A 23,844-nucleotide genomic window follows, 5' to 3' on the forward strand; every position below is an offset into this window, starting at 1 on the left:
TCGTAGCTGAGGAGAAGACGTGGCTGACGAGCTCACCCCGGAGACCCCGGAAGAAGAGCAGCCCAAGAAGACGCACAAGCAGCGCAAGAACGGTCTGTACCCGGGCGTCAGCGACGAACTCGCGGAGAACATGCGCGGCGGCTGGGCCGACACCGAGCTGCACGGTCTGGAGCCCATCGCCCAGGCCGCCCACACCCTCGCCCGCCGCGACGCGCTGTCCCGGCGCTTCCCGGGCGAGCGCCTCGTCATCCCCGCGGGCCGTCTGAAGACCCGCTCGAACGACACCGAGTACCCCTTCCGGGCCTCGACCGAGTACGCGTACCTCACCGGCGACCAGACCGAGAACGGCGTCCTGGTCCTGGAACCCAGCGGGGCGACCGGTCACACCGCGACGATCTACCTGCTGCCGCGTTCCGACCGGGAGAACGGCGAGTTCTGGCTGTCCGGGCAGGGCGAGCTGTGGGTCGGCCGCCGGCACTCCCTCGCCGAGGCCGAGCAGCTCCTGGGCATCCCCGCGCAGGACGTCCGCAAGCTCGCCGAGTCCCTCACCGAGGCCGAGGGCCCGGTCCGCGCCGTGCGCGGCCACGACGCGGTGATCGAGTCCGCCCTCACCGACAAGGTGACCAAGGAGCGCGACGAGGAACTGCGCGTCTACCTCTCCGAGGCCCGCGCCGTGAAGGACGCGTTCGAGATCGGCGAGCTGCAGAAGGCCGTCGACTCCACCGTCCGCGGCTTCGAGGACGTCGTGAAGGTCCTGGACAAGGCCGAGGCCACGTCCGAGCGCTACATCGAGGGCACCTTCTTCCTGCGCGCCCGGGTCGAGGGCAACGACGTCGGCTACGGCTCCATCTGCGCCGCCGGCCCGCACGCCTGCACCCTGCACTGGGTCCGCAACGACGGCGACGTCCGCTCCGGCGACCTGCTGCTGCTCGACGCCGGTGTGGAGACCCACTCCCTCTACACCGCGGACGTCACGCGCACGCTGCCGATCAACGGCACGTACACCGACATCCAGCGCAAGATCTACGACGCGGTTTACGAGTCCCAGGAAGCCGGCATCGCCGCGGTGAAGCCGGGCGCGAAGTTCCGCGACTTCCACGACGCCTCCCAGCACGTGCTGGCCGAGAAGCTCGTCGAGTGGGGCCTGCTGGAGGGCCCGGTCGAGCGCGTCCTGGAGCTGGGCCTGCAGCGCCGCTGGACCCTGCACGGCACCGGCCACATGCTCGGCATGGACGTCCACGACTGCGCCGCCGCGCGCACCGAGGCCTACGTCGACGGCACGCTGGAGCCGGGCATGTGCCTGACCGTGGAGCCGGGTCTGTACTTCCAGGCCGACGACCTGACCGTGCCCGAGGAATACCGCGGCATCGGCGTCCGGATCGAGGACGACATCCTCGTCACGGAGGACGGCAACCGGAACCTGTCCGCCGGGCTGCCACGCGCCTCGGCCGACGTCGAGGCCTGGATGGCGCGCCTGAAGGGCTGACGCCTGCACGTCGCGTATCGGTGGGCGGGATTCCTTGCACGGGGTCCCGCCCATCGGCGTTCCCGGGAACGCCTAGGAGACCTTCAGCAGCGCGTCGTCGCGCCACTTGAGGATCTTGTCGAAGCTCACCACCGCGCCGCGGCCCGGCCGGTTGCGGAAGCGGACGTGGTCGGCGAGTTCGGCGATCAGGTGCAGGCCCCGGCCGTGTTCGGCCAGGGAGGGTCTGCGGCGGCCCACCGTCGCGGGCGGGAACCCGGGACCGGAATCGGTCACCTCGATGCGGCAGCAGTCCCCGTCCAGATAGGCCGTGACGTGGTACGCCTCGGTATCGTCCGGGATTTCGCCACCCCCGCCGTGCTCCACCGCGTTCGCACACGCCTCGCTCAGCGCCACCGAGAGATCGAAGGAGATGTCCGGGTCCACCCCCGCGGTCTCCATCGTCCCCAGCAGCAGTCGCCTGGCGAGCGGCACGCTCGCGGCTTCGCGCCTCAAGTGGAGAGACCACCAGATGCTCATACGGTTACCTATTGCCGCCCGCGAGGGGACGTAAGCGCCCTGCGGCCGTCCGAGACCTCAATACGCCCGTCCGGCCGATGCGGCCCGCCCGGGGAGCGGTGTACGCGGCCGTCCGGGGCGGGTCCGGACGGTCCTCGCACAGAGGACTCATACGGACCTTCCGGACCTGCCGTATGAAGGGCCTAAGCGCAGTGCGATGATGGCCCGGCCATGTCTGACCCCCATGCGACGCACGCCGGAGCCGGCCTCCGGCTGATCCGGGCCGCGGTGTTCACCGCGGTCTGTGTCGTGCTGTCCGCGACCGGACACGCACTGGCGTCCTGCGCCACCGTGCCCTGGTGGTCCCTCTGTCTCGGCTTCCTCGCCGTCTTCGCGGTCGCCGCCCCGCTCGCGGGCCGTCGGCGGTCACTGCCCGGCATCGCCGCCGGGCTCGCCGCCGGACAACTCGGCCTGCACGCGATGTTCGGCCTCGGCCAGCACAGCGCCGCGGCGGCGCAGGCACCGGCCGGCTCCGCCGACGCCTCGCTCTCCGAGCTCGCCGCGCGGCTGGTGTGCGGGGACGACTCCGTACCGCTCAGCCCGGCCGACGCCCGGCGGATCCTGGAGGCCGCGGGCCTGGACCCGGCCGCCCTGGCCGAGCAGGCGTCACAGGCCGGTCAGGTCGTGGCTCAGGGGCACGGCGCGCACGCGCACGTGGCCCAGGCCGTCACCTCGGCGCCCGCGACCGGCCTGTTCAGCCCGGCCATGCTGGCCGGGCACCTGCTGGCGGCACTCGCCGCGGGCTGGCTGCTCGGCCGCGGCGACGCCGCGCTCTTCCGGCTGGTCGAGCTGTCCCGTCGCTCCGCCGAAGCCGCCCCGATCCGTCCGCTGCGCGCCGCGCTGGCCTTCGTACGCGCCCTCGGCGCCGGGCTCCCGGGCTCGGCCACCCGTACCCCGCAGGGCCCGCGGACCGGTTCCGACCCCGCTCCCCGCACAGGGCGGGAAGCACTCCAGCACACGGTGATCCGGCGCGGACCACCCGTGGCACTCGCCCTCGCAGCCTGACGCGGCACCCTTCCTTCCCGGACACAGAGCGGGATACCGGTGCCGCGAACTCCGCGCGCGCCCGTGCGCGGAGCCACCGCCACCACTGCTTCCGTGGAGTGTTCCTGCCATGAAGACCTCTCGCGTCTCCATCGCCGCCGCCATCGCCGCCGGTTCCGTCCTCGTCCTCTCGGGCCCCGCCTTCGCCCACGTCGGCGTGCAGCCCGCGGGCGAGGCGGCCAAGGGCGGCTACGCGACGATCAACTTCAAGGTCCCCAACGAGCGGGACAACGCGTCGACCACCCAGCTGGAGGTCAACTTCCCGACCGACCAGCCGCTCAGCTCCGTGATGCCGCAGGACGTCCCCGGCTGGACCGTGAAGGTCGAGACGAGCGACCTCGCCACGCCGCTGACCGTGCACGGCAAGCAGATCACCAAGGCCGTCACCAAGGTGACCTGGTCCGGCGGCAAGATCGAGCCCGGGAAGTTCCAGCAGTTCCCGCTCTCCGTGGGCAAGCTGCCCGAGAGCGCCGACCAGATGGTCTTCAAGTCCATCCAGACGTACGACAACGGCGAGGTCGTCCGCTGGATCGAGGAGGCCAAGGAGGGCGCCGCGGAGCCGCAGAACCCCGCGCCCGTCCTGAAGCTGACCGCCCCCAAGGGCGACGACCACCACGGCAGCGGTGCGAAGGCCGACGAGCCGAAGAACGCCGACAAGGCCGCCGAGCACGGCCACGACGAGGCCGCCGCCGAGCACGGCTCCGACACCACCGCGCGCGTCCTCGGCATCGCCGGCATCGTCGTCGGACTCGGCGGTGTCGCCTTCGGCATCGCCTCGCGCCGCCGCTCCGCCTGATCCGCCGCGCCCATGGGCGCTGTCGTTCCCAAACGTCCGTAGCATCCCCGATCCCAGGGACATTTCTTCATGCGCACCACACGTGTGACGGTCGCCGCGCTGCTCGCGGCGGCCGCACTCACCCTCACCGCCTGCGGCGGCGAGCCCGCCAAGACCGGCGGAGTCACCCAGATCTCCGGCGGTCAGAACAACACCAAGGCCTCGACCCTCCTGGACCGCCCCTTCACCAAGCCGGAACTCGTCCTCACGGACACCACCGGCAACCCGTGGAACCTGCGTGAGCAGACCAAGGGCAAGCCGACCCTCATCTACTTCGGGTACACCAACTGCCCCGACGTGTGCCCGCTGACGATGAGCAACATCGCCGTCGCCAAGAAGGCACTCCCCAAGGCCGACCAGGACAACCTCCGGGTCGTCTTCGTCACCACCGACCCCGAGAGGGACACTCCCGAGTCCCTCGGCGCGTGGCTCAAGTCGCAGGACCCGTCCTTCATCGGACTCACCGGGGACTTCGCGACCATCCAGGCCGCCGCACGCACGCTCGGCATCGGCATCGAGGCCGCCACGAAGGGGGCCGACGGCAAGGTCGTCTCCATGCACGGCGCGCAGGTCATCGCGTTCTCGCCCAAGACCGACGAGGGGTACGTCCTCTACGGCGAGAGCACCACCGTCGACGACTACACCAAGGACCTGCCGAAGCTCATCAAGGGGGAGAACCCGTGAACGCCCGCACCACCCGCACTCTCGCCGCCGCCCTCTCCCTGACGGCAGCGCTCGCCATATCCGGCTGTGCCGGGAAGGCCGAGCCGAAGATGACCGTGAGCGGCGCGTTCATGCCCCAGCCCGTGAACGACAAGATGGCCGGCGGGTTCATGGTCATCAAGAACGGCTCCGGGACCGCCGACAAGCTCACCGGCGTCACCTCCTCGCTCTCCGACGATCTCCAGATCCACGAGACCAAGGACCAGAAGATGCAGCAGGTCCAGTCGATGGACGTGCCGGCGAACGGCGAGCTCCGGCTGGAGCGCGGCGGCAACCACATCATGTTCATGGGGCTCAAGAGCACTCCCAAGGTCGGCGAGAAGGTCACCGTCGAGCTCCGTTTCGAGAAGGCCGCTCCGGTCAAGGTCGAGCTGGACGTGAAGGACCGGACCTACAACGCCCAGACTCCGACAGCTGCGTCCGGCAACCACCACTGACGGACCGAGGAGCTGACCCGCCATGACGGCCACCGCCCCCGCCCCCTCCACGGCTCGCGCCACGGCATTGCTGCCGCGGCTCGCGCTGGTCCTCGCAGCCCTGCTGGCAACCCTGTTCACCGCGGCCTCACCGGCCACGGCGCACGCCGCACTCACCGCGAGCGACCCCAAGGACGGGGCGGTGGTCGCCACGGCGCCCGCCCAGGTCACGCTCTCCTTCTCGGAGCAGGTCGCCATGGGGGACGACTCGGTCCGCGTGCTCGACCCCCAGGGCAGACGCGTGGACACCGGTGAACTGCGCGACATGTGCAGCGGGAACACCGTCCGCTACGGCACCGCACTGCACACCGGACTGCCGAACGGCACCTATACCGTCGCCTGGCAGGCCGTCTCGGCCGACAGCCATCCGATCTCCGGCGCCTTCACCTTCTCCATCGGCGCGCCCTCGGCCACCGATGTCACCCTGCCCACCGCACAGGCGGGCGGCGGGCCCGTGGGTATCGCGTACGGGATCGCCCGCTACGCCGCCTACGCCGGGTTCACCGTCCTCGTGGGCGGGGCCGCCTTCATCCTGCTGTGCTGGCGCAGGGGTGCCGCCGAACGGCCGTTCCAGAAGCTCGTCGTGCGCGCCTGGGTCACCCTGACCGCCGCCACCCTCGCCATGCTGGTGCTGCGGACCCCGTACACGGGGTCCGGCGACTTCTCCGACGTCTTCGATCTCGACGGGCTCCGGGCCGTCCTGCAGACCAAGACCGGCGCCTCGCTCGTCTCCAGGCTGCTCCTGCTGGGCGCGGCCGCCCTGTTCGTCGCGGTCCTCTTCGGCGTCTACGCGCGCCGTGTGGCGGGCCTGGAACCCGATGACGCCGACCGGGCCGAGGGGGAGGCGGACGGGTCCGGCCAGGCCGGGATTCCGGACGACACCAGCGATCTCACCTTCGGGCTGGCCATCGGCGGCGCCGTCGTGGCCGGCGGCATCGCCGCCACCTGGGCCCTCTCGGAGCATGCCTCCACCGGGATCCAGCCCGGTATCGCCATGCCCGCCGACATCCTGCACCTGATGGCGGTCGCGACCTGGCTCGGCGGTCTCGCCGCGCTGCTCGTCGCCCTACACAAGGTCCCCGGGATCGAGCGCGCGGCCGTCCAGCGCTTCTCCCGGGTCGCCTTCGTCAGCGTCGTGGTGCTCGCCGTCACCGGTGTCTACCAGTCCTGGCGCCAGCTCGGCAGCTGGTCCGCCCTCACCGGAACCGACTACGGGCAGCTGCTGCTCCTGAAGGTCGGCCTGGTCGCCGTCCTCCTCGGCATCGCCTACGTGTCCCGCAAGTGGACCGCGCGGCTCGCCGATGCCTCCGCGGAGTCCGCGACCGCCGCAGCCGTCGCCGGCTCCGTCGGGCAGACCCCGGAGGATGTTTCACGTGAAACGCGCTCCGGCACCGTCTCGGAAGACACTGGTGTTTCACGTGAAACAGAGCCGGTGCCCGCTCCCGTTCCCGCGGATCCGCAGCGCGCCGCCCAGCTCGCCCGGCAGCGTGCCGCACGCGAGAGCGCGCTGGAGAAGCGCGTGCGGGACGCGGACCCTGACCGCGCCGGCCTGCGCCGTTCCGTCCTCGCCGAGGCGGCCATCGCCGTGATCCTGCTCGCCGTCACCACCGTGCTCACCAGCACCGAGCCCGGGCGAACCGTGGAGCGGGAGTCGGGCCGCGGTTCCACGGCCACCGCCGTCCCCGACCGGGCTGTCAAGATCACCTTGCCCTTCGACACCGGCGGCCCGAACGGCAAGGGCTCCGTCCGGCTCGAACTCGACCCGGGACGGGTCGGGGCGAACACGCTGCACCTCTGGGCGGACTCCGCCGACGGCGCCCCCTTCGACCTCCCCGAGATCAAGGTCGCCTTCACCCTTCCCGCCAAGGACATCGGCCCGCTGCCGCTCGTCCCCGAGCAGGCGGCCCCCGGACACTGGACCGCCTCCGGCGTCCAGCTGCCGCTCGCCGGTGAGTGGCGCATCGACGTGACCGTCCGTACCTCCGACATCGACCAGACCACCGTCCAGAAGACCGTGAAGATCGGCTGACCAGCGTGACCGAGAGCAACCCCGACATCCAGATCTCCCGGCGCAGGCTGCTGGGTACCGTCGGCGCCGCAGGCGCCGTCGGTATCGCCCTCGGAGCCACGGGCGGCGCCCTGGCGCATTCCGCGCTGGACGACTCCGGAAACGGCTCCTCCCCCGGCGCGGCCGGCGGTCCGGCCTCCCTGGGCGCCACCCAGGTGGCCTTCCACGGAGGCCACCAGGCCGGCATCACCACCCCGCTGCAGGCGAAGGGACACCTCGTCGCCTTCGACCTCACCGCCGGGGCGGGCCGCACGGAGGCCGCCGCGCTGCTGCGGCGCTGGTCCGACACCGCCCGGCGGCTGATGGCGGGCGAGCCGTCCTCGGCCTCCGACACGGGGATCGCCCTGGACGCCGGTCCGTCCTCCCTCACGGTCACCTTCGGCTTCGGCCACTCCTTCTTCGAGCGCACCGGCCTCACCGCCCGCCGCCCCGCCGCCCTCGACCCGCTCCCGGACTTCTCCTCGGACCGGCTCGACGCCCAGCGCAGCAACGGCGACCTGTGGGTCCAGATCGGCGCGGACGACGGCCTCGTCGCCTTCCATGCCCTGCGTGCGCTGCAGAAGGACGCCGGGGAGGCCGCCCGCATCCGCTGGCAGATGAACGGTTTCAACCGGTCTCCCGGCGCCACCAGGACCCCGATGACCGCCCGCAACCTGATGGGCCAGGTGGACGGCACCGGCAACCCGAAGCCCTCGGAGCCCGACTTCGACAAGCGGATCTTCGTGCCCGACGCGGGCCCCGGACCCGCCGAGCACGCCTGGATGGCCGGGGGCTCGTACGCCGTCGTCCGGCGCATCCGCATGCTCCTCGACGACTGGGACAAGCAGTCGCTCGCCCAGCAGGAGCAGGTCATCGGCCGGACCAAGGCCACCGGCGCCCCGCTGACAGGCGGCGGCGAGACCACGGAGATGGAGCTCGACAAGATCGGGGCCGACGGCAAGCCCGTCATCCCGTCCAACGCGCACGCCCGGATCTCCGCCCCGGAGCAGAACGGCGGTGCCGCCATGCTGCGGCGGCCCTTCTCCTTCCACGACGGGATCGGCCCTGACGGCGCTCCCGACGCCGGGCTCCTCTTCGTCTGCTGGCAGGCCGATCCGTTGCGCGGATTCGTACCCGTACAGCGCAAGCTCGACCGCGGCGACGCACTGTCGGCGTTCATCCGGCACGAGTCCAGTGGCCTGTACGCGGTTCCGCCCGGGCCCCGCAGTGGCGAGTACGTGGGTCAGCGGCTGCTCGAAGGATGAACAGCAACCCGGTGGGCAGCACCCCGGCATTAGGCTGATCGCATGTCAGCCACCCGCTTCACGTATCTCGGTCCCGAGGGCACCTTCACCGAGGCCGCCCTGCGCACCCTGCCGGAAGCCGCGACCCGGGAACTCGTCCCGATGGTGTCGGTCCCGGCCGCCCTGGACGCCGTGCGCAACGGCGAGGCGGCCGCTGCCCTCGTCCCGATCGAGAACTCGGTGGAGGGCGGGGTCACCGCCACCCTCGACGAGCTGGCCTCGGGCGAACCGCTGATGATCTACCGCGAGGTGCTGCTGCCCATCACCTTCGCGCTGCTCGTGCGACCGGGGACCGCCCTGTCGGACGTCAAGACCGTCACCGGGCACCCGGTCGCCCAGCCGCAGGTGCGCAACTGGCTGCGGGCGAACCTGCCCGACGCGGTGTGGGAGTCGGCCGCCTCCAACGCCGACGGAGCCCGGCTGGTCCAGGAGGGCCGCTTCGACGCCGCCTTCGCCGGCGAGTTCGCCGCCGCCACCTACGGGCTCGTCCCGCTGGTGACCGAGATCCACGACGCGGAGAACGCCGAGACCCGGTTCGTCCTGGTGGGACGCCCCGCCCGGCCGGCCGCGCCGACCGGGGCGGACAAGACCTCCGTCGTCCTGTGGCTCGGCGACGACCACCCGGGTGCGCTGCTGGAACTCCTCCAGGAGTTCGCGGTCCGCGGGGTCAACCTGATGCTGATCCAGTCCCGTCCCACCGGACAGGGGATCGGCAACTACTGCTTCGCCGTCGATGCCGAGGGCCACATCTCCGACCGGCGCGTCAGCGAGGCGCTCATGGGCCTCAAGCGGACCTGCCCCCAGGTCCGCTTCCTCGGGTCCTACCCACGGGCCGGTGTCGCTCAGAGTGATGTCCGGGCTCCTCGGCCCGGGACCTCCGACAGTGACTTCACGGCCGCCTCCGACTGGCTGGGGCGTTGCCTCGACGGGCGTGCGTAGGGCGTCGTCCACTGTCCACAGAGTTATCCACAGGCAGAGATGGGGACCTGGGGACAAGTCGACAGAACGGCACGACAAGGTCGACAAATCGCCCGGGAGTCTCAGGTTTCGCTCTGGGGAGCGGGAGGTGAACGGTGTCACCCCCGCATCGCCGATCAACTCTTTGGGGCGAGTCATTCCCACCCGAATGAGTGTGTGAGGGCGGTTTGAACCCTGATTCGCCCCGGCCGCCCACCGATCAGGAATGATCTATTCCTGTGTCCACAGAGACGGCACACAGCCTGTGGATAAGATGCCGGCCACGGCAATTCCTGTGGACAAGAAGCCCCTCCGGCCCTGCTCAGCGCCCGCCCGCCGACCGGCATTCTGCCCCTTTTCGGGGAATGGGACCGCTTTTATTGACACCCCGGCAAGGGTCACTTCCGGTCAGTCGGCGAGACTTATTCATTCGTTGCAATTAGGACATAGCGACACGCAGCGTGATATCGGTGTGATCCCAGGAAGCCCAGCCCGGTAGCCTGGAGGGGTGATTGACCTCCGGCTGCTCCGTGAAGACCCTGACCGTGTCCGCGCCTCGCAGCGCGCCCGTGGAGAGGACGTCGAACTCGTCGACGCACTGCTCTCCGCCGACGAGCGCCGCAGGTCCTCCGGCATGCGCTTCGACGAACTGCGCAATGAGCAGAAGTCCCTCGGCAAGCTCATCCCCAAGGCCTCTCCCGAGGAGCGGGCCGAGCTGCTGAAGAAGGCCGAGCAGCTCAAGCAGGACGTCAAGGCCGCCGAGGCCGAGCAGAACGAGGCCGACGAAGCCGCCAAGCAGCTTCTCCTCCAGCTCGGCAACATCGTCCACGAGGACGTACCCGTGGGCGGCGAGGAGGACTTCACCGTCCTGGAGACGCACGGCACCATCCGGGACTTCGCCGCCGAGGGCTTCGAGCCCAAGGACCACCTGGAGCTCGGCGAACTGCTGGGCGGCATCGACGTCGAGCGCGGCGCCAAGGTCTCCGGCTCGCGCTTCTACTACCTGACCGGTGTGGGCGCCCTGCTGGAGCTGGCACTGGTCAACGCGGCCATCGCCCAGGCCACCGAGGCCGGCTTCATCCCGATGCTGACCCCCGCGCTGGTCCGCCCGCGCGCCATGGAGGGCACCGGCTTCCTCGGCCAGGCCGCCGAGAACGTGTACCACCTGGAGAAGGACGACTACTACCTGGTCGGCACCTCCGAGGTCCCCCTCGCCGCGTACCACATGGACGAGATCATCGAGGGCGACAAGCTGCCGCTGCGGTACGCCGGCTTCTCCCCGTGCTTCCGCCGCGAGGCCGGTACGTACGGCAAGGACACCCGGGGCATCTTCCGCGTCCACCAGTTCGACAAGGTCGAGATGTTCTCGTACGTCGCACCGGAGGACGCCGAGGCCGAGCACCAGCGGCTCCTGGAATGGGAGAAGCAGTGGCTGACCAGCCTGGAGCTGCCGTTCCAGGTGATCGACGTCGCCACCGGTGATCTGGGCGCCTCCGCCTCGCGCAAGTTCGACTGCGAGGCGTGGATCCCCACCCAGGGCAAGTACCGCGAGCTGACCTCCGCCTCGAACTGCGACAGCTTCCAGGCCCGCCGCCTGTCGATCCGCTACCGCGACGGCAAGAAGACCCAGCCGCTGTCGACGCTGAACGGCACGCTGTGCGCGGTACCGCGCACGATCGTCGCGATCCTCGAGAACCACCAGCAGGCCGACGGTTCGGTACGGGTGCCCCAGGTGCTCCGTCCCTACCTCGGCGGCCGCGAGGTCCTGGAGCCGATCACCAAGTGAGCCCGGCCCCGTTCCCGTACAAGCTCGTCGCGACGGATCTCGACGGCACGCTGCTGCGTGGCGACGACACCGTCTCGGAACGCACCCGTGAAGCGCTCGTCGCGGCCACCGCGGCGGGCGCGGCGCACATCATCGTCACGGGTCGGGCCGTGCCCTGGACCCGGCACGTACTGGACGATCTCGGCTACAAGGGGATCGCGGTCTGCGGGCAGGGTGCGCAGGTCTACGACGCCGGTGCGCACCGGCTGCTGACCTCGGTGACGCTGGACCGGCAGCTGGCCGGTCTGGCGCTGTCGAAGCTGGAGGCCGAGGTCGGCCCGCTGGCCCTGGCGGCCAGCCGGGACGGGGTGGACGGCGAGGTCCTGTTCGGGCCGGGGTACCGGGCACAGGAAGGTCTCCCGGCCCTCCACCTGGAGGACGCGAAGGCCCTCTGGGCGGCTCCGCTGAACAAGCTCTACATCCAGCACCCGGAGCTGGACGACGACGCGCTCGTCAAGGTGGCCCGGGAGACCGTGGGCAGCCTGGTCGACATCGTCATGGCGGGTCCCGGCATCGTCGAGATCCTGCCGCTGGGGCTGACCAAGGCCACGGGCCTGTCGCTGGCCGCGCGCCGGCTGGGAGCGAAGGCGGCGGAGACGATCGCCTTTGGTGACATGCCCAACGACATCCCGATGTTCGGCTGGGCCGCGCACGGGGTCGCGATGGCCAATGCCCATGCCGAGCTCAAGGCCGTGGCCGACGAGGTGACGACCTCCAACGAGGAGGACGGCATCGCGGTGGTGCTGGAGCGTCTGCTGGGCGCCGCATAGCGCGTGTGACGTAGGAGAGGTCCGGGACAGCCCGCGCCGCAAGGCGCGCTCGAAGTGGCTGCCCCGGACCTTTTTGTTGCTCCCCGCACGACTCACTCTGCACCGGGCGCAGGTCCCTTACCAGCGAATTTCCGAGCATCAACCGTGGATCCGGCGGCGGCGCCAGTAGGCGGCGGTGAGGATGCCCAGCAGCGGACCCCAGAGCAGCAGCGGTGCGTAGGTCAGGTCGAAGATCCGCAGGGCGAGCCCGGTGGGCGCATCGGGATTCGCGGCGTTGACGTCGCTCCAGGTCCACGCGCCCAGGACCGTGATGCCGGTGAGCGCGATCGCGCCCAGCGTGGCGGGAACCACCGCCACCAGGGGGTGGATCCGGCGTCCGCCCAGCACGGGGATCCAGCCGGGCACCTGCTCGCCCCAGCGCTGGACCATACCGAGGCTCAGCAGGGCCAGGCACTCCTGCAGGACGCAGACGAAGACGAGGACCAGCGACCCGGAACCCGGGTAGTACGAGTGGTGCAGATCGCTGCCCGGACCCCAGCCCATGGGAATGCCGACCGCGACCGCCAGCCGCCACAGGCAACTGGGAAGCACGGTCAGCGAGGTCAGCCCCGCAAGCCGGCGAAGCCACGGGGAGACTCCGGGCACGGTGTTCGAGGCGCGGGGGACGCTGCTGGATGTCATCTGCCAAGTCCTCTTCGGGAGCTGCCGGTTGATGGCTCAAGCCTGGTCGGACGAGACCTTCGCAACCATCCGCCGATCAGCAGGCCTGTGGTCGGGGCACGTCGCTGCCGCTCTGCCGATCGGCAGATGGCCGGACTCCGGGGTGCGCTCGTAGGGTCGGTTCATGACCGTCAGTCTTCGTGCCGCGTACGCCCCGTTGCTCGCCCTGGCCGGCGGCGTCGGCCTCCTCGCGGTGTTCCTGGGTGCGCCCCCGGCCTGGCTGCTGATCTGGGTGGGACTGCTGCTGCCGCTGCTGGCTCTGGTCGCCCGCTGGTCCCCGGTACGTTCGGGGACGGTCGCGGCCTCGCTGGGCGTGACGGCCGTCGCGGTGTGGCCGGTACCGCTGATGTGGGGGACGGCGTCGTGGCTGGAGGCCTGCGGGGCGGCGGCGTTCTGGGCGGCGCCCGCGCTCGGGGCCCTGGCGGCCGGAGGATATCTGCGTCGTCAGGCGAGCCGGATGCGCCGGGCCGTCCGGGACAGCCGGCGCGACCAGCAGCTGGAACTGGCCCGGGATCTGCACGACTTCGTGGCGCACGACGTGAGCGCCATCGTGGTGCAGGCCCAGGCGGCCAGGTTCGTGGCGGACAAGGACCCCGAGCAGGCGGTCCGTGCGCTGGAGCGGATCGAGGCGGCGGGGCTCGGCGCACTCGCCTCGATGGACCGGACGGTCCACGCGCTGCGGGAGGCGGCCGGTGCGCGGTCCGCCTCGGTGCCGGGGACCTCGGAGCTGCCGGAGCTGGTGGAGCGGTTCGAGGGCGGGGTGCTGGAGGCCGACCCGGCGGCGGCCCGGGAGTTGTCACGGGAGGCGGACACCACCGCCTACCGGGTGGCCGTGGAAGCGCTGACGAACGTACGCCGGCACGCGCCCGGAGCGGCGGTCGTACGAGTGCGCCTGCACCGGGTCACGGAGGGGATCGAGCTGAGCGTGGCCAACTCCGCGCCGGCCCGGGGCGCGGGCGGACTGCGCGGACTGGGACTGCGGCGGCGGAGCGGAACCGGGCTGGCGGGTCTGCGCGGCAGGGTGGAGGCGGCGGGCGGGACGCTGCGGGCCGGCGCGAGCGCCGATGGCGGGTGGCGGGTTCACGCCGTCTTCCCGGCGCGGGAGCACACCCTCGGGTGATCATGGCGGCGTGACCACACGCATCCTGATAGCCGATGACCAAGAGGACATCCGCAGCGGTTTCCGCCTCATCCTCGATTCACAGCCGGACATGACCGTGGTGGGGGAGGCCGCGGACGGGGAGAGCGCGGTGGCACTGGCGCGGGAACTGCGGCCCGATGTGGTGCTGGCGGACATCCGGATGCCGAGGCTCGACGGGCTGGAGGTGACCCGGCTGCTGGCGCCGCAGACGCGGGTGGTGGTGGTGACCACCTTCGATCTCGACGAATACGTGCACACCGCGCTGCGCAACGGGGCCTGTGGCTTTCTGTTGAAGCGGTCCGGGCCGACGCTGCTGATCGAGGGGGTACGGGCGGCGATGGCGGGGGACACGCTCATCAGTCCGCAGATCACGGTGCGGCTGCTCGGCCGGCTCACGCAGGCGGGTCCGGTCGCCCGGCCCGCGGCGCATCCGCTGACGGAGCGGGAGGTGGACATCGTGCGCCTGGTGGCGCGTGGGCTCACCAACGCCGAGATCGGCGCGGAACTGTTCATCAGCGCGGGAACGGCCAAGACACACATCGCGAACGTCCAGGCCAAACTGGGGTCCCGCAATCGGGTGGGAATCGCGGCCTGGGCCTGGGAGCACGGCATCGCCACGGCGGATCCGGAGGCCGAGGGCTAGATCCTCGTCATGTTTCACGTGAAACAACGTTGCGGGTGAGCGGCCAGGCGAGCAGGCCGACGGAGAGCGCGATGGCGTGGCCGAGGTCCGTGAAGGTGCCGCCGGTGATGAGCGGCACCCCGAAGAAGGTGACCGCTCCGGCCAGGTAGAACCATCTCCAGGGCCCGGGGAGCCGGTAGGTGAGGACGCCGATGGAGGCCGCGAGCCCGTAGCTGACGCCGATGTCGACGACGTGGGTCATGCTGTGCGGGGCCCGGTGGTCCTGGATGGCCATCAGGAGGATCTTCTGGCTGACCAGGGTGGCGACGATGTGGGCGGTCGCGACGATCAGGAGCCAGCGAAGGGTGCCGAGCCAGCGTTCGACGGGGGCGTGGAACAGCTCGAAGAGCACGGCGTACAGGGCGAGGGAGGCCGGGTTCGCGATCCAGAAGGCGCTGCTGACGAGTGCCCGGACGGGGTATTTGACGAGCTGGTTGATGTTGCTGCTGTTGCGGTGGAGGAGGACGCTGTCGACCCGGTCGGGTGCGATCGCGACGATGATGCTGGTGACGGCGATGATCAGCAGCCAGACGTGCGTTCCGGGCGAGGAGCGTATCCAGGACCGCAGTGGCCTGGACGGCTCCGGCTCGGTGTGCACGACCATGCACCGATGATGCCGCGTGAACCTGTGCCCCGCCCGGCCGATGGGCCGGGCGGGGCACAGGTTCACGTGCGCCGCGGCGGGACCTACTCCTCGCCGGCCAGGGTGAGGCGGCGGAGCTTCTGGCCCGCATAGACGGTGGCGCCGACGGTGACCGCGCAGAGCAGGATCACGGCGGTGGGAAGGCCGACGGTGGCATCGACGTATCCGTCCCCGGCGACCTTCTCGGCGACGGACAGGGCCCACTGCTGGACGCTGAGGGTCTTGGCCCCGGAGACCAGGCTGCCGAAGAGCGACTCCCAGATCAGGGCGTAGACCAGACCGAAGACGACCGCGTGCCGGCTGACGGTGCCGAGCAGCAGGAACAGCGCGCTGTAGGCGATCGAGGCCACGAGCGCGGCGATCGTGTAGGCGACGGCGATCTGCTGGCCGTTGCCGTTGAGGATGAAGCCGGCGATCAGGGTGGGGATCGCGGAGAAGACCATCGTGACGGCGATCGCCACGATCAGCTTGGTCATGATGATCTTCGGGCGCTTCACCGGCTTGGCCAGCAGGTAGACGATGGAGCCGTCGTCGATCTCGGGCCCGATGGCTCCGGTGCCGGCGATGACACCGATCAGCGGAACCATGGTGGCGAGGGCGAAGCCCCCGAGGAGGTCGGCCGCGACCTTGTCGTCCACTCCGACGAAGGCACGGACGACGAGGGCGATGACGATCAGCAGGGCGGGCAGCGCGAAGAGGATCAGCGCGCGGCGCCGGCCGAGCAGGGCCCGGTAGGTGAGCCGGGCAACGGTGGGTTCGTACACGTACATGGGTGCCAGCTCCTTTCAGGCCGCGACGAGGTAGGAGAAGACCGACTCGAGGGACTCGTCGGAGGGCGAGACCGTCAGCAGCCGGATGCCGTGCGCCCGGGCCACGCGGGGCAGCAGCTCGGTGAAGCGGCCGAAGTCGACGGCCTGGATGCGCAGCGCGCCTTCCTTGTGGTCGACCTCGATGCCGGCGGTGGAGGGGTCGGCGATCAGGGCCGCGGCGAGCGCCCGGTCGTCGGAGGAGCGGATGACGTAGCGGTGCGGGCGGTCCGTCATCAGGCGGCGGATCTTGCGGAAGTCGCCGGAGGCGGCGTGCCGGCCGGCCACGACCACCTCGATGTGCGAGGCGAGCTGCTCGACCTCCTCCAGGATGTGGGAGGAGAACAGGACGGTGCGTCCCTCGTCGCCCATCCGCCGCAGCAGGTCCATGAGCTGCATGCGCTGGCGCGGGTCCATGCCGTTGAAGGGCTCGTCGAGGAGCAGGACGGCCGGGTCGTGGACGAGGGCCGAGGCCATCTTCACTCGCTGGCGCATGCCCTTGGAGTAGGTGGAGATCTTGCGGTCCTGGGCGTACTCCATCTCGACGGTGGCGAGCGCCCGCTGGGCGGCCGCGTCGTCGAGGCCGTGGAGTTCGGCGTTGGCGACGACGAACTCCCGGCCCGTGAGGAAGTCGTACATGGCCTCGCGCTCGGGCACGACGCCGATCTGCTTGTAGACCTGCTCGTTCTGCCAGATCGGTGCGCCGTCGAGGGTGACGGTGCCCGTGGAGGGGGCGAGGAAGCCGCCCATCATGTTGATGAGGGTGGACTTTCCGGCGCCGTTGGGACCCAGGAGCCCGGTGACACCGGGTCCGATGTTCATCGTCACGTCGTTGACGGCGACGACGTTCCCGAACCAGCGGGAGGTGTGGTCGATGTGGATGGTGGTCACAGCCCGGCCTTCCGGTAGCGGGCCATCAGGGCGGCGTAGGAGCCGACGATGAGGCCGAGGGCGACGAGCAGGTAGACGACGCCGGCGCCGGCCGAGGGGCCCTCGCCGCCGGGGAAGGCGGAGGTGGCTCCGAGGAAGGCGGTCTGCACTCCGTCGATCAGGGTGATCGGGGAGAACAGGCCCATCCACTCGATCGGTCCGGTGTTGCCGGTGCTGTAGGAGATCCCCTGGACCGCGGTCACCGCGCCGAACGGGATCAGGAGCACCGCGATGATCGCGGCGACGCCGAATCCGCGGCGCGGGGTGAGCGCGGCCATCACCAGGCCGAGGCCCGCGAAGAGCAGCGACAGCAGCAGAACCGACACGAGTCCCTGCCCGAATCCCTTGGTCTGGTGGGCGAAATCGAACTTCGCCAGGAGCGACCCGATCCACATGATCAGCAGCGGGGTCGCGGTGAGGACGAACAGGGCCGAGGCCATGGCCGCGTACTTGGCCACGACGTAGTCGACGCGCTCGATGGGCCGCGAGAAGTAGAGCGGCACCGTCTTGAAGCGCAGGTCCCGCGAGACCGACTGCGGCGCCTGGGACGCGAGGAAGAGGCCGATGATCACCTGGGTGGTGAGGGCGTACGTCGTGTACTTGATCGGCAGGTCGGTGGAGCCGGGGACCGCGATGGCCACCGCGACGATGATCAGCGCGGGCACGCACATCACCGCGAACAGGAGCATCGGGAGGACCTTGGACTTGGCGGAGCGGCCGAGTCCGTAGGCGCCCCGCAGCGACTGCGAGAACAGCGACTTGCGGGCGTAGGCGCGGCCGAGCCGGGGTCCGTCGTAGGACCGGTAGCCGATGTTGTGGATCTGGGTCGAGGTGTCAGGCGCCATCGGAACCGGCTCCCTTCTGCTGGACGGAGTACGAGGGCTGGTCGTTGTCGCGGAAGACCTCCGCGATGTGGTGACGGCGCTGTTCCATGCGGACCAGGCCGATGCCCAGTTCGGCGACGGTGTCGCGGACGGTGTCGTACGTCTGCTCGCCGGTGGCCTCGACGAGGAGGATGTGGCCGGCTCCGGGCAGGCCCTGCTCCTCTCCGGCGTGCAGGGTGACACCGGCTTCGGCGAGCGCCTTGCGCAGGGCGGCCGTGCCGTCCGGGTGGGTGTCGGAGTCGGTGACCTCGACCGCGAGGGTCGTGGTGATCTGGGTGAAGTCGCTGGTGGAGCTGGAGCGCAGCAGTTTGCCGCCGTCGACGACGACGACGTGGTCGCAGGTCCGCTCCAGCTCGCCGAGGAGGTGGGAGGTGACCAGGACGGAGATGCCGAAGTCGGTGTAGATGCGGCGGATCAGGCCGAGCATCTCGTCGCGGCCGACCGGGTCCAGACCGTTGGTCGGCTCGTCGAGGAGCACGAGCTGGGGGTCGTGGACGAGGGCCTGGGCGAGCTTGACGCGCTGCTTCATGCCGGTGGAGTAGCCGCCGATGGGGCGGTAGCGCTCCTCGTACAGCCCGACGTGGCGCAGAGTGTCGGCGGTGCGCTCGCGGGCCGCGGTCGGCGGCAGCCCGGACATGCGCGCCATGTGGACGACGAACTCGGTGGCCGAGACGTCGGGTGGCAGGCAGTCGTGCTCGGGCATGTAGCCGACGCGTTCACGGATGGCGCTGCCATGCGTGTGGACGTCGAGGCCGAGCACGGCGGCGCTGCCCTCGGTGGCGGGGGACAGTCCCAGCAGGATCTTGATCAGCGTGGACTTGCCGGCTCCGTTGGCACCAACGAGGCCGGTCACACCAGGCCCGATGTCCAGGGAGAGCCGGTCGAGGGCGGTCACTCGGGGGTACCGCTTGCTCAGGCTTTCGGTCGCGATGACAGTCACGGCTTCGACGTTAGTGGCGCGGCTCTCGTGAAACGTCAGACCTGGAGCTGGATCCCGTCTCAGCCTTCAGGCGTACATGCCCGTACTGGAGGCTGATGTGGACCCGACAACTTTGTCCACAGGTGCGTGCACGACCCTTGACGTGATCTCCGGTCATTGTCACATTCATCAGTGTCAACTTACGGGCGCGTACGGCTACACGGATGGACGGGCTGACATGGCTGGGGGCACCAAGCAACGCACCTCGCGACTCTCCGGACGACGCTCCGCCGACCTGAGCGGCTTCAGAGAGGTGCAGCGCCTCGCGTACGAGTGCGCCGAGGCCGTCGCGGCCCGGCTGAGGCCCGGGACGACCGAGCGCGAGGCCGCGCGGATGCAGCGCGAGTGGCTGCGGGAGCGCGGGGTACGGGACTGGTTCCACTTGCCCTTCGCCTGGTTCGGGGACCGTACCGCCTTCGCGAACTTCAGGATCCCGCTGCAGTTCTTCCCCACCAACCGGAAGCTGGAGCCGGGGATGCCGTTCATCCTCGACATGGCACCGGTCTACAGGGGGTACGCGGCGGACATCGGCTACTCGGGCAGCCTCGGGCTCAATCCGGTGCAGGACCGGCTCATGGCCGATCTCCAGGCACACCGCGTACTGATCCTGGAGCAGGTGCGCGAGGGCCGTTCCCTGCGCGAGATCTACGAGAACGTCGAACGGCTGATGACCCGGCAGGGGTACGCCAACCGGCACCGGGCCTATCCCTTCGGCGTGATCGCGCACAAGATCGACCGGGTGGAGGAGCGGCGCTGGTCGCCGACCGCCTTCGGCTTCGGCACGCAGTCCCTCAAGGGGCTGGCGAGCGACGCCCTGCGCGGCCACCGTGAGGGCTGGTCCCCGCTGTGGAGCCCGTACCACTTCTCCGACCATCCGCCGCAGCCCGGCCTGTGGGCGGTGGAACCACACCTCGGATTCCGGGGAACCGGCGCGAAGTTCGAGGAGATCCTGGTCGTCACCGACTCCCGGGACCCCGAGGAGAGCGCGTTCTGGCTGGACGACGATCTGCCGCACGTGCGGCGCTGGGACGAGGAGAAGGCAGCATGAGCGACATGGACGGAGTGGGCGCGGTGGGCCTGGCGGGTGCGCGCGAGCGCCGGGTGAGCACCGGTGGGATCGAGCTGTGCGTCGTCGAGCTCGGTGAGACGGGCCGGCCGACGGTACTGCTGGTGCACGGCTACCCGGACAGCAAGGAGGTCTGGTCGGAGGTCGCCGAGCGGCTCGCGACGCGCTTCCACGTGGTGCTCTACGACGTACGCGGCCACGGGCGCTCCACCGCGCCGCGGCCGCTGCGCGGCGGCTTCACCCTGGAGAAGCTGACCGACGACTTCCTGGCGGTCGCGGACGCGGTCAGCCCGGACCGGCCCGTGCACCTGGTCGGCCACGACTGGGGCTCCGTACAGGGCTGGGAGTTCGCCACGGTCGCCCGCACCGAGGGCAGGATCGCCTCCTTCACCTCGATGTCGGGGCCCTCCCTCGACCACTTCGGACACTGGATCAAGAAGCGGATGACGCGGCCCACCCCGCGGGCGGCGGCACAGCTCCTCGGCCAGGGCGCCAAGTCCTGGTACGTCTACATGCTGCACACCCCCGTGCTGCCCGAGCTCGCCTGGCGCGGGCCGCTCGGCAAGCGGTGGCCCGCGATGCTCCAGCGCATCGAGAAGGTGCCGGCCGGCTCCTATCCGACGGCCTCACTGCCTTCGGACGCGGCACACGGAGCCTGGCTCTACCGCGACAACGTGCGGCCGCGCATGCGCCGGCCGCGCCCCGACGCATACGCCCACGTACCGGTGCAGCTGATCACACCGACCGGGGACGCCTTCCTGTCCGAGCGGCTCTACGACGGTCTGGAGCGGTGGGCCCCGGACCTGCTGCGGCGTACCCTGCCCGCCAAGCACTGGGTGCCCCGGACCCGCCCCGACCAGCTGGCCGCCTGGATCACCGAGTTCGTCACCGCCCGGGAGGAGCCCGCGACACGGGCGCCGGAGCAGAAGGCCCCGGGCCGGTACGCCGACCGCTTCGCGGGCCAGCTGGTCCTGGTGACCGGCGCGGCCAGCGGCATCGGCCGGGCCACCGCCTTCGCCTTCGCCGAGGCCGGGGCCCGGGTGGTCGCCGTCGACCGCGACGCGGAAGGCGCGGCGCGCACGGCGGACATGGCACGGCTCGTCGGCGCCGCCGAGGCCTGGGCCGAGTGCGTCGACGTCAGCGACGAGCAGGCGATGGAGAAGCTCGCGGCGAAGGTCGCAGCCGAGTACGGAATCGTCGACGTCCTGGTCAACAACGCCGGGATCGGCCTGTCCGGTGCCTTCCTCGACACCACGGCCGAGGACTGGAAGAAGGTCCTGGACGTCAATCTGTGGGGCGTCATACACGGCTGCCGGATCTTCGGGAAGCAGATGGCCGAGCGCGGCCAGGGCGGGCACATCGTCAACACCGCCTCCGCCGCCGCCTACCTGCCGTCCAGGACCCTGCCCGCCTACAGCACCTCGAAGGCCGCGGTGCTGATGCTGTCGGAGTGCCTGCGCGCGGAACTGGCCTCGAAGTCGATCGGCGTCTCCGCGATCTGCCCCGGCATCGTCAACACCAACATCACCGCCACCTCGCGCTTCGCCGGGGTGGACGAGGCCGAGGAGAAGCGCCGCCAGGAACGCTCCTCGCGGCTGTACGGGCTGCGCAACTTCCCGCCGGAGAAGGTCGCCGACGCGATCCTGCGGGCGGTGGTGCGCAACGAGGCCGTCGTGCCGGTGACTCCGGAGTCCAAGGGCGCGCTGTGGATGTCCCGCTTCGCCCCGCGCGCCCTGCGGCGCATCGCGAGACTGGAGCCGAGGCTGTGAGCGGGTCCGCGGACCCGGTCGCCCGGCACCCGATCGGCGCGCACAACCGCGCGGTGGCCAAGGGGCTGCTGCCTCCGTGGAGAGAGCTCGGCATGGCCATACCCCGCTACTTCCGGCGGTCGTACCATCCCTCGCAGGAGGGCTCGCTGCGCAGGGCGGTCGAGCACCTCGCGGCTTCACCTGCCGCCCGCGCCGCGGCGGGCGCGGTCGGCCGAGCCGCGATGTCGTAGGGAGCAGGGATTGTCCGATCAGGCGGTAGCCGAGTACCGGATCGAGGATCTGGCGCACCACAGCGGGGCGACGGTGCGCACGATCCGGGCGTACCAGGACCGTGGTCTGCTGCCGAAACCGGAGCGGCGGGGCCGTTCCAACGTCTACCGGGACACGCATCTGGCGCGGCTGCGCCAGATCGCGGATCTGCTGGACCGCGGCTACACCCTGGCCTCGATCAAGGAACTTCTGGAGGCCTGGGACGCGGGGCGCGGCCTGGGCGGCGTACTCGGTCTGGTCGCCGAGGTGCACGGGCCATGGACCGACGAGGAGGCGGCCCGGATCAGCCGGGAGGAGCTGAACGACCGGTTCGGCGGCCGCCCGGACGACGATGCCGTGGACGAGGCGTGCGAACTCGGAGTGCTGGAACGGATCCCGGGGCGCCCGGACCTGTTCCTGGTGCCCTCCCCGCAGGAGCTGGCGGTGGCCGCCGAGCTGTACGCGGCCGGGGTGCCCCTGCCGGCGATCACCGGGCACCTGCGGGAACTGCGGGGACAGGTGGAACACATCGCCTCGCGGTTCCTGGAGTTCACCACCGAACACGTCTTCGCGCGCTACCTCGGGCAGGTACCGCCCACGGACGCGGACGCGGCGGAGGCGGCGACGATGGTGCGGCGGCTGCGGCCGCTGGCCCAGCAGACCGTGGACGCGGAGCTGGCGCGGGCGATGCGGCTCTTCGCCACCCGGCACCTCCAGCGGCACCTGGGGTCGGCCGGCGCAGCGGGACCGACGGGTCCCTCGCCGGTGGCGCTGCCGGCCGCGACGGTACGGGCGGTGCAGGATCTGGTGGGTGCCGGCCATGTGGCGGAGTTCGTCCGGGCCGCGACGGAGCGGGAGCTCCAGGCCCGGACGATGAACGACCTCGCGCGCCGCGCCGAGCGGTGACGATGCCCGGGCGGGTGGCCGGCGGCGAAGCGGCCGGTCGGGTCCGGTCCCCGCGTCCCACCGGTTCCACAGACTCCACGGATTCCACAGGGCGGATCACGCGTTTGTCGTCAAAACCTGCCCAAACGGCTGTGGACAAGTCCCATTTTCCTGTGGGCAACTGAGCCGGCGTCTCACCCGACGGTCTCGTACGCCGCCTTGGTGGGGCTCGTTCCGTCCGCCGGCGCCGCCTTCGCGCTCCGGCCGAACCCGGGCCTGTACCCGGCCCCCGCCTCCGACCCGGTCCCTCGCCCGGTCCCGTACAGGAGGGCGGCCAGGGCCAGGCCGAGGATCCCGCCGATCAGCTGGGCGCCGACGAATCCGGGCAGCGAACTGGGGGCTATGCCGGCGAAGGAGTCGCTGAAGCTGCGCCCGATGGTGCCCGCCGGATTGGCGAAGGAACCGGAGGAGGTGAACCAGATCGCGGCCGCGATGTACGCCGCGACCGCCGCCGGGACGAGCCCGGAGCGACCGATCCGGCCGAGGCCCTGGATCAGCAGGACGAGGCCGGCGGTGGCGACCACCTCACCGATGAGCAGGTGACCGCCGTCGCGCACCTGGGTGGCGAAGGTGCCCGGGGTCCGGCCGAACATGAGGTCCGCGAGGAGTGCGCCGCCGATGGCCCCGGCGCTCTGCGCGGCCGTGTAGACGAGCGCCTCGCGGCCGCCCAGGCCCTCGCCGCCGGTCCGCCGGGACCACCAGGAGGTGAGGGTGATCACCGGGTTGAGGTGGGCGCCGGACAGCGGCCCGAAGATCGTGATGATCAGCCCGAGGCCGATGGCCGAGGCGAACGAGTTGGCGATGAGGGCGACACCGGTGTCGCGGCTGAGCTCGGCGGCCTTGAGCCCGGAGCCGATCACGACCACGAGCAGGCCCGTGGTGCCGACCAGCTCAGCAGCGGCGCGGCGTGACAGTGAGGGTTGGGCTGTCATGGTTTCTCCCTCTGAGCAGAAGTGGCAACGGAAAATATATTCCGCATCTTGGAAGAGCGATAGAGGGTGTCCACCA

Annotated in this window: 23 protein-coding genes and 1 pseudogene; 16 read left to right on the forward strand and 8 right to left on the reverse strand. The window is 70.9% G+C overall.

The features are described 5' to 3' along the window. Positions 1 to 19: 19 nt before the first annotated feature. A complete protein-coding gene (locus ACXNSR_RS19285) occupies positions 20 to 1,486 on the forward strand; it encodes an aminopeptidase P family protein (RefSeq protein ID WP_458643202.1) in 1,467 nt (488 codons plus the stop codon). Positions 1,487 to 1,558: 72 nt separating this feature from the next. Here ACXNSR_RS19285 and ACXNSR_RS19290 read toward each other — a convergent pair whose 3' ends face one another. Continuing rightward, the gene (locus tag ACXNSR_RS19290; RefSeq protein ID WP_458643203.1) at positions 1,559 to 2,002 is read right to left on the reverse strand and encodes an ATP-binding protein; all 444 of its coding nucleotides are present in this window, start codon (positions 2,000 to 2,002) and stop codon (positions 1,559 to 1,561) included. A 210-nt stretch (positions 2,003 to 2,212) separates the two neighbouring features. Between ACXNSR_RS19290 and ACXNSR_RS19295 the strand changes: the two genes are divergently transcribed. From ACXNSR_RS19295 to ACXNSR_RS19335, 9 genes are all read left to right on the forward strand, one after another. Further along, positions 2,213 to 3,046 carry a hypothetical protein gene (locus ACXNSR_RS19295; RefSeq protein ID WP_458643204.1) on the forward strand — a complete coding sequence of 278 codons (834 nt, stop codon included), beginning with the start codon at positions 2,213 to 2,215 and terminating at the stop codon, positions 3,044 to 3,046. A gap of 109 nt (positions 3,047 to 3,155) precedes the next feature. Then, positions 3,156 to 3,881 (forward strand): YcnI family copper-binding membrane protein, encoded by a 726-nt coding sequence (locus ACXNSR_RS19300; protein WP_458643205.1) that lies wholly within the window; start codon positions 3,156 to 3,158, stop codon positions 3,879 to 3,881. A gap of 69 nt (positions 3,882 to 3,950) precedes the next feature. Further along, on the forward strand, positions 3,951 to 4,604 hold the full coding sequence (locus ACXNSR_RS19305) for an SCO family protein (protein ID WP_458643206.1): 654 nt from the start codon (positions 3,951 to 3,953) through the stop codon (positions 4,602 to 4,604). After that, on the forward strand, positions 4,601 to 5,080 hold the full coding sequence (locus ACXNSR_RS19310) for a copper chaperone PCu(A)C (RefSeq protein ID WP_458643207.1): 480 nt from the start codon (positions 4,601 to 4,603) through the stop codon (positions 5,078 to 5,080). Before ACXNSR_RS19305 ends, ACXNSR_RS19310 begins: the two co-directional genes overlap by 4 nt. A 22-nt stretch (positions 5,081 to 5,102) precedes the next feature. Further along, positions 5,103 to 7,148 (forward strand): copper resistance CopC/CopD family protein, encoded by a 2,046-nt coding sequence (locus tag ACXNSR_RS19315; protein WP_458643208.1) that lies wholly within the window; start codon positions 5,103 to 5,105, stop codon positions 7,146 to 7,148. A 5-nt stretch (positions 7,149 to 7,153) separates the two neighbouring features. Then, entirely contained in the window at positions 7,154 to 8,431 is a 1,278-nt protein-coding gene (efeB, locus tag ACXNSR_RS19320) for an iron uptake transporter deferrochelatase/peroxidase subunit (protein WP_458643209.1), read from the forward strand. Between the two features lie 42 nt (positions 8,432 to 8,473). Then, positions 8,474 to 9,409 carry a prephenate dehydratase gene (gene pheA / locus ACXNSR_RS19325; protein WP_161290762.1) on the forward strand — a complete coding sequence of 312 codons (936 nt, stop codon included), beginning with the start codon at positions 8,474 to 8,476 and terminating at the stop codon, positions 9,407 to 9,409. A 526-nt stretch (positions 9,410 to 9,935) separates the two neighbouring features. Beyond that, positions 9,936 to 11,213 (forward strand): serine--tRNA ligase, encoded by a 1,278-nt coding sequence (serS, locus tag ACXNSR_RS19330; RefSeq protein WP_458643210.1) that lies wholly within the window; start codon positions 9,936 to 9,938, stop codon positions 11,211 to 11,213. After that, positions 11,210 to 12,022, forward strand: coding sequence for an HAD family hydrolase (locus tag ACXNSR_RS19335; RefSeq protein ID WP_458643211.1), 813 nt, complete (start codon positions 11,210 to 11,212; stop codon positions 12,020 to 12,022). The genes serS and ACXNSR_RS19335 overlap by 4 nt, the downstream gene beginning before the upstream one ends. Before the next feature lie 138 nt (positions 12,023 to 12,160). Here ACXNSR_RS19335 and ACXNSR_RS19340 read toward each other — a convergent pair whose 3' ends face one another. Further along, a complete protein-coding gene (locus tag ACXNSR_RS19340; protein ID WP_458643212.1) occupies positions 12,161 to 12,703 on the reverse strand; it encodes a hypothetical protein in 543 nt (180 codons plus the stop codon). Positions 12,704 to 12,866: 163 nt separating this feature from the next. On the opposite strand from ACXNSR_RS19340, the gene ACXNSR_RS19345 reads away from it, so the two are divergent. Together ACXNSR_RS19345 and ACXNSR_RS19350 are read left to right on the forward strand one after the other, a co-directional pair. Continuing rightward, complete coding sequence (locus ACXNSR_RS19345; RefSeq protein WP_458643213.1) at positions 12,867 to 13,862, forward strand: sensor histidine kinase; 996 nt, start codon at positions 12,867 to 12,869, stop codon at positions 13,860 to 13,862. Positions 13,863 to 13,872: 10 nt separating this feature from the next. Next, positions 13,873 to 14,526 (forward strand): response regulator, encoded by a 654-nt coding sequence (locus ACXNSR_RS19350; protein WP_458636814.1) that lies wholly within the window; start codon positions 13,873 to 13,875, stop codon positions 14,524 to 14,526. A 7-nt stretch (positions 14,527 to 14,533) separates the two neighbouring features. On the opposite strand, the gene ACXNSR_RS19355 is transcribed toward ACXNSR_RS19350, so the two are convergent. The 5 genes from ACXNSR_RS19355 to ACXNSR_RS19375 all read right to left on the reverse strand — a co-directional run bounded on the left by ACXNSR_RS19355 (position 14,534) and on the right by ACXNSR_RS19375 (position 18,768). Continuing rightward, a complete protein-coding gene (locus ACXNSR_RS19355) occupies positions 14,534 to 15,169 on the reverse strand; it encodes a rhomboid-like protein (RefSeq protein ID WP_458636815.1) in 636 nt (211 codons plus the stop codon). A gap of 83 nt (positions 15,170 to 15,252) precedes the next feature. Beyond that, positions 15,253 to 15,972, reverse strand: coding sequence for an ABC transporter permease (locus ACXNSR_RS19360; RefSeq protein WP_453418428.1), 720 nt, complete (start codon positions 15,970 to 15,972; stop codon positions 15,253 to 15,255). A gap of 21 nt (positions 15,973 to 15,993) precedes the next feature. After that, on the reverse strand, positions 15,994 to 16,905 hold the full coding sequence (locus tag ACXNSR_RS19365; protein WP_458636816.1) for an ABC transporter ATP-binding protein: 912 nt from the start codon (positions 16,903 to 16,905) through the stop codon (positions 15,994 to 15,996). Beyond that, positions 16,902 to 17,789, reverse strand: a complete 888-nt coding sequence (locus tag ACXNSR_RS19370) for an ABC transporter permease (RefSeq protein ID WP_458636817.1) — start codon at positions 17,787 to 17,789, stop codon at positions 16,902 to 16,904. The genes ACXNSR_RS19365 and ACXNSR_RS19370 overlap by 4 nt, the downstream gene beginning before the upstream one ends. Next, entirely contained in the window at positions 17,779 to 18,768 is a 990-nt protein-coding gene (locus ACXNSR_RS19375) for an ABC transporter ATP-binding protein (RefSeq protein WP_458636818.1), read from the reverse strand. Before ACXNSR_RS19375 ends, ACXNSR_RS19370 begins: the two co-directional genes overlap by 11 nt. A 217-nt stretch (positions 18,769 to 18,985) precedes the next feature. Between ACXNSR_RS19375 and ACXNSR_RS19380 the strand changes: the two genes are divergently transcribed. The 4 genes and pseudogenes from ACXNSR_RS19380 to ACXNSR_RS19395 all read left to right on the forward strand — a co-directional run bounded on the left by ACXNSR_RS19380 (position 18,986) and on the right by ACXNSR_RS19395 (position 22,797). Then, positions 18,986 to 19,855 (forward strand): M24 family metallopeptidase, encoded by an 870-nt coding sequence (locus ACXNSR_RS19380; protein ID WP_458636819.1) that lies wholly within the window; start codon positions 18,986 to 18,988, stop codon positions 19,853 to 19,855. Further along, the gene (locus ACXNSR_RS19385) at positions 19,852 to 21,642 is read left to right on the forward strand and encodes an SDR family oxidoreductase (RefSeq protein ID WP_458636820.1); all 1,791 of its coding nucleotides are present in this window, start codon (positions 19,852 to 19,854) and stop codon (positions 21,640 to 21,642) included. The genes ACXNSR_RS19380 and ACXNSR_RS19385 overlap by 4 nt, the downstream gene beginning before the upstream one ends. Positions 21,643 to 21,680: 38 nt before the next feature. Further along, positions 21,681 to 21,872 (forward strand): annotated as a pseudogene (locus ACXNSR_RS19390) (metal-dependent hydrolase); the annotation flags it as partial. A gap of 10 nt (positions 21,873 to 21,882) precedes the next feature. Continuing rightward, on the forward strand, positions 21,883 to 22,797 hold the full coding sequence (locus ACXNSR_RS19395) for a MerR family transcriptional regulator (protein WP_458636821.1): 915 nt from the start codon (positions 21,883 to 21,885) through the stop codon (positions 22,795 to 22,797). A 173-nt stretch (positions 22,798 to 22,970) separates the two neighbouring features. Here ACXNSR_RS19395 and ACXNSR_RS19400 read toward each other — a convergent pair whose 3' ends face one another. Then, complete coding sequence (locus tag ACXNSR_RS19400) at positions 22,971 to 23,768, reverse strand: aquaporin (protein ID WP_458636822.1); 798 nt, start codon at positions 23,766 to 23,768, stop codon at positions 22,971 to 22,973. Between the last annotated feature and the right edge of the window lie 76 nt (positions 23,769 to 23,844).

The organism is Streptomyces sp. NC-S4 (assembly GCF_054353315.1).